This is a genomic window from Pseudomonas sp. GW456-E7, from assembly GCF_059424105.1.
In genome coordinates, this window is record NZ_JBWKZB010000110.1 from 1 (window position 1) to 2,947 (window position 2,947).

The 2,947-nt window shown below is 62.0% G+C and carries 2 protein-coding genes; both read left to right on the forward strand.

The window, feature by feature from the left end; genetic code table 11:
* Window positions 1-274 precede the first annotated feature (274 nt).
* Window positions 275-1,723 carry an alanine/glycine:cation symporter family protein gene (locus AC07YV_RS29790; protein ID WP_102702833.1) on the forward strand — a complete coding sequence of 483 codons (1,449 nt, stop codon included), beginning with the start codon at window positions 275-277 and terminating at the stop codon, window positions 1,721-1,723.
* Between the two features lie 139 nt (window positions 1,724-1,862).
* Window positions 1,863-2,867, forward strand: a complete 1,005-nt coding sequence (locus tag AC07YV_RS29795) for an asparaginase (RefSeq protein ID WP_102702832.1) — start codon at window positions 1,863-1,865, stop codon at window positions 2,865-2,867.
* Window positions 2,868-2,947: the final 80 nt, after the last annotated feature.

Genomic DNA, 2,947 nt, shown 5'->3' on the forward strand with positions numbered 1-2,947 from the left:
CGTCCAGTCAGTCGACACATAGGCTGAATGAGCAACCGCCATCGCGAGCAAGCTCGCTCCCACAGGAAAGCATCGGTATAGTGCCGCCCCTCTTCGCGTGAGCGGTCGTCGGTAGCGAGACCACAACCCATGCGAAACCCGAACTAATAACAAACCCGCGATATGAAACCGGGACGAACTTCGAACCGCCCGTTGTGCCGTGCGCACACCGGTGTAACTCGATGTGTCTGCCCGGCAAGCATTTGCCAACACAAAAAACAGCGAGGAATAATCCATGCTCGAAGTCATTAACGACTTCCTCTCAGGGAAAGTACTGATCGTGCTCATTGTCGGGCTCGGTAGCTACTTCACGATCCGCTCGCGTTTCGTTCAATTGCGTCACTTCTTCCACATGTTCGCGGTGTTCCGCGACAGCCTCAAAAGCAGCGCCGGGCAACTGAGTTCGTTCCAGGCACTGATGCTCAGCCTCGCCGGCCGCGTCGGCGCGGGCAACATTGCCGGGGTCGGCATCGCCGTGACACTCGGTGGGCCTGGCGCGGTGTTCTGGATGTGGGTGACCGCACTGGTCGGCATGTCCAGCAGCTTCTTCGAATGCTCCCTCGGTCAGCTGTACAAACGCACTGACTCCGACGGCACCTTCCGGGGCGGCCCCTCCTACTACATCCAGCACGGTCTGCAGAAACGCTGGCTGGGCATGCTCATGGCGTTCCTGTTGCTGGTGACGTTCGGCTTCGCCTTCAACGGCCTGCAAGCCCACGCCGTGACGCATTCGCTGAACAACGCGTTCGGCCTCGACACCACTTACACCGGCATCGGTCTGGCCGTGCTGCTGGGTCTGGTGTTCATCGGCGGGATCAAGCGCATCGCCAAGGTCGCCGACCTGTTGGTACCGGTGAAAACCCTGGTGTATATCGGTGTGACCATCTACGTGATCGTGCTGCAATTCGACCAGGTGCCGGGCATGCTGATGACCATCGTCAAGAGCGCCTTCGGTCTGGACCAGGCCTTCGGCGGCCTGATCGGCAGCGCCATCGTCATGGGCGTGAAACGTGGCGTATTCGCCAACGAAGCAGGCCTGGGCAGCGCGCCTAACGTGGCGGCTGTAGCAGCGGTCGAGCACCCGGTGGCGCAAGGCGTGGTTCAAGCGTTCAGCGTGTTCCTCGATACCTTCGTGATCTGCACCTGCACCGCATTGCTGATCCTGCTTTCGGGCTTCTACACCCCGGGCTTCGAAGGCGACGGCATTGCCCTGACCCAGAACTCCCTGGCCGCCGTGGTCGGTGACTGGGGGCGGATGTTCATCTCCGTGGCCCTGGCGTTGTTCGTGTTCACCTCGATCCTCTACAACTACTACCTGGGCGAGAGCAACCTGCGCTTTCTGATCGGTGAAAACCGCAAGGCGCTGATGGGCTATCGCGCGCTGGTACTGGTGCTGATCTTCTGGGGCGCCATCGAAAACCTCGGTACCGTATTTGCCTTCGCCGACATCACCATGACCATGCTCGCGTTCGTCAACCTGATCGCGCTGTTCCTGCTGTTCAAGGTCGGCATGCGCATCCTGCGTGACTACGATGACCAGCGCGCCGCCGGCATCAAGACCCCGGTGTTCGATTCCGCGAAGTTCCCGGACCTGGATCTGGATCGCCAGGCATGGCCGGCCAACCCGCCAGCCGCCGTTCAGTATCAGGCTGAGCCGCAAGGCGTGACCGCAGCGCAACGCTGATCGGTTAAAGTGCACAATCCCTTGTGGGAGCGAGCCTGCTCGCGAATGCGGACTGACATTCGAAATTGATGTCGACTGACACACCGCTTTCGCGAGCAGGCTCGCTCCCACAGGAACTCACCGTTCTCGGAGCACCTCCATGAATTCGTCGACCTACCCTGCCGCCCAGCACGTCATGGTGCTCTACACCGGTGGCACCATCGGCATGCAGGCCAGCGCCCACGGCCTGGCACCAGCGTCCGGTTTTGAAGCGCGGATGCGCGAGTACCTGCACAGCCAGCCCGAACTTGTCGTGCCGCAGTGGCGTTTTCGCGAGATGTCGCCGCTGATCGACAGCGCCAATATGACCCCGACGTACTGGCAGCAGTTGCGTGAAGCGGTGGTCGATGCGGTGGATGTTCAGGGCTGCGACAGCGTGCTGATCCTGCACGGCACCGACACGCTGGCCTACAGTGCCGCCGCCATGAGCTTCCAGTTGCTCGGCCTGCAGGCCCGCGTGTGTTTTACCGGCTCCATGCTGCCGGCAGGCGTCGCCGACAGCGACGCCTGGGAGAACCTCGGCGGCGCGCTGGTTGCACTGGGCCAGGGCCTCGCGCCGGGTGTGCATCTGTACTTCCACGGCGAACTGCTGGACCCGACCCGTTGCGCCAAGGTTCGCAGTTTTGGCCGTCATCCGTTCAAGCGCCTGGAGCGTCAGGGCGGTGGTGTGAAAGCCACTTCGCTGCCAACAGCGTTGAACTACAACCAGGCAAAACAACTGGCGAAGGTTGCCGTGTTGCCGCTGTTCCCCGGCATCGGTGCCGAGATCCTCGATGGCCTGCTCGACAGCGGCATTCAAGGTCTGGTGCTGGAATGCTACGGCAGCGGCACCGGGCCGAGCGACAACCCGGATTTCCTCGCCAGCCTCGGCCGTGCTCGGGATAACGGCGTGGTCGTGGTCGCGGTGACGCAATGCCACGAAGGCGGGGTTGAGCTGGACGTCTATGAGGCCGGCAGTCGCTTGCGCGGTGTCGGTGTGCTGTCCGGTGGCGGCATGACCCGTGAAGCGGCGTTCGGCAAGTTGCACGGGTTGTTGGGGGCGGGGCTTGAAACGGACGAAGTCCGTCGGCTTGTTGAACTCGACCTTTGCGGCGAGTTGAGCTGACAAAACACAGAACCTGTGGGAGCGGGCTTGCTCGCGAAGGTGGCGTGTCAGATGACATCAATGTTGACTGACACGCCGCC